Source organism: Hydrogenophaga sp., assembly GCF_018780075.1.
Taxonomy (GTDB): domain Bacteria; phylum Pseudomonadota; class Gammaproteobacteria; order Burkholderiales; family Burkholderiaceae_C; genus Hydrogenophaga.
Genome location: NZ_JADMKB010000076.1, coordinates 1 through 2,312, shown reverse-complemented (window position 1 = coordinate 2,312; position 2,312 = coordinate 1). Strand labels below are relative to the sequence as shown.

At 65.9% G+C, this 2,312-nt stretch carries 2 protein-coding genes and 1 pseudogene; all 3 read left to right on the top strand.

Annotated features, from left to right (window positions below; translation table 11 throughout):
• Positions 1-252 (top strand): annotated as a pseudogene (locus IV088_RS14105) (ABC transporter ATP-binding protein); the annotation flags it as partial.
• Positions 253-376: 124 nt separating this feature from the next.
• The gene (locus tag IV088_RS14100) at positions 377-1,072 is read left to right on the top strand and encodes an ABC transporter ATP-binding protein (protein ID WP_291103106.1); all 696 of its coding nucleotides are present in this window, start codon (positions 377-379) and stop codon (positions 1,070-1,072) included.
• Positions 1,073-1,296: 224 nt separating this feature from the next.
• On the top strand, positions 1,297-2,312 hold a 1,016-nt coding region (locus IV088_RS14095; protein ID WP_291103104.1), incomplete at its 3' end, for an enoyl-CoA hydratase-related protein.

The following is a 2,312-nucleotide window of genomic DNA, read 5'->3' as shown; positions in this document are numbered from 1 at the left end:
CCCACGGCCGGCATGAGCAAGAGCGAAACCAGCCGCTTCATCGACCTGATCCGCGAAGTGACGGTGGGCAAGACGCTGCTGACCGTGGAGCACGACATGGGCGTGGTGTTCGGCCTGGCCGACAAGATCGCGGTGGTGGTGTACGGCGAGGTGATCGCGTTCGACGAGCCCGAGGCGGTGCGCGCGAACCCGAAGGTGCAGGAGGCCTATCTGGGCTCGGTGCTGGCCGATGAACAAGCCGGATTCAAATGAACACCCCCGTTGCTTGCTCGCTGCGCGTAGCCGCATCCCCCCTCAAGGGGGCAACGCTGGCAGCCCGGCAAAGCCGGTTCTGCGGCGTTTCCCGGAAAGCCACCGTGCCCTCGAAAGACGCACCATGCTGAAAATCGACAACCTCCACGCCTACTACGGCAAGAGCCACGTGCTGCACGGTGTCTCGTTCGACGTCGGGCAGGGCGAGATCGTGGCCCTGCTCGGGCGCAATGGATCGGGCCGCTCCACCACCGCGAAGGCCATCATGGGCCTGGTGGATTGCGAGGGCGGGATTGCCTGGAAGGGCCAGCCGATCCAGGGCAAGAAGCCGTTCGAAATCGCGCATCTGGGCATCGGCTACGTGCCCGAGAACCGCGACATCTTTCCCAAGCTGACCGTGGAGCAGAACCTGTTGCTGGGCCAGAAGGGCAAGGGCACCGGGGCGCGCTGGAGTTTCAGCGACATGTACGCCATGTTCCCGCGCCTCAAGGAGCGCCAGCACACCGAGGCGGGCGTGCTGTCCGGCGGCGAACAGCAGATGCTGACCCTGTGCCGCACGCTCATGGGCGACCCCGACCTGATCATCATCGACGAGCCCACCGAGGGCCTTGCGCCCAAGATCGTGGAGCTGGTGGGCGAGTACCTGCAGAAGCTGAAAAGCCGGGGCGTGTCGGTGCTGCTGATCGAGCAGAAGCTGACCATCGCCATGGCGATTTCCGACCGGGCGCTGGTCATGGGCCACGGCAGCATCGTGTTTCAAGGCACGCCGGACTCGCTGCGCGCAGATCCCTACACACGAAAAGAGTGGCTGGAGGTTTGAACGCCCCCTGCGCCGCCTGCGGCGTCACCCCCCACTCGGGGGCGATGCCCGTGGCCTGGCAAGGCTGGTTCCACGGCATCCTGGTGGTGGGGCACGCGCGCCGGAGCCCGGGTTGACCCACTCGCGACAAGCGGCGCTTGCCGCACCGCACAAATTCCCTAGAATCGCACGACCGTTCGTTTTTTCGGACGTACCCCTTTCCCGATCCACACAGAGGAGATTCCATGACCGCTGAGTACCAGGTCCACGGCGATGTCGCCGTCATCACGCTGAACAACCCGCCGGTCAACGGCCTGGGCCTGTCCACCCGCCAGGCCATCGTCGAGGGGCTGGAGAAGGCCGAGAACGACGCCGCGGTCAAGGCCATCGTGCTGACCGGTGCGGGCAAGGCCTTCTCGGGCGGCGCCGATATCCGCGAGTTCGGTTCGCCCAAGGCGATCCAGGAACCCAACCTGCTGTCGGTCATCGTCCGCGTCGAGAACACCACCAAGCCGGTGATCGCGGCCGTGCACAGCGTCGCCATGGGCGGCGGTCTGGAGCTGGCGCTGGGTGCCCATTACCGCATCGCGGCGCCTGGCTGCAGCGTGGCCTTGCCCGAAGTGAAGCTGGGCCTGATCCCCGGCGCCGGCGGCACGCAGCGCCTGCCGCGCGTGCTGGGCGTGGAAGCCGCGCTGAACATGATCGTCAGCGGTGAACCGGTCAAGAGCGAAATGCTGGCCCAGTTGCCCGGCCAGAAGCTGTTTGACAAGCTGTCCGCCTCTCCCGAATCGTTGGCCGAAGAAGCCCTGGCCTTTGCCCGCGAAATGGCCGCCAAACACGCCGACGGCTCGGCCTTCCCGCTGGTGCGCAACCTGCCCTGCAAGCACAAGGACGGCGACGCCTACTTCCAGTTCGCGCGCAACATGGTCAAGGGCATGGCCAAGAACTTCCCCGCGCCCGCCAAGTGCGTGGACGCGGTCGAAGCCGCGACCAAGAAAAAGTTCAACGACGGCATGCTGTTCGAGCGCGAGATCTTCATCAACCTGATGTGGACGCCCGAGTGCAAGTCGCTGCGCCATTTGTTCACCGCCGAGCGCGCCGCCAGCAAGATCCCCGACGTGCCGGAAGACACGCCCAAGCGCGAGATTGCGTCGGTGGCCGTCATCGGCGCCGGCACCATGGGTGGCGGCATCGCCATGAACTTTCTCAACGCCGGCATCCCGGTGAAGATGCTGGAGATGAAGCAGGAGGCGCTGGACCG

Coding starts and splice junctions, on each gene's coding strand:
- IV088_RS14100 (WP_291103106.1), top strand. CDS start 377: ATGCTGAAAATCGACAACCTCCACGCCTACTACGGCAAGAGCCACGTG.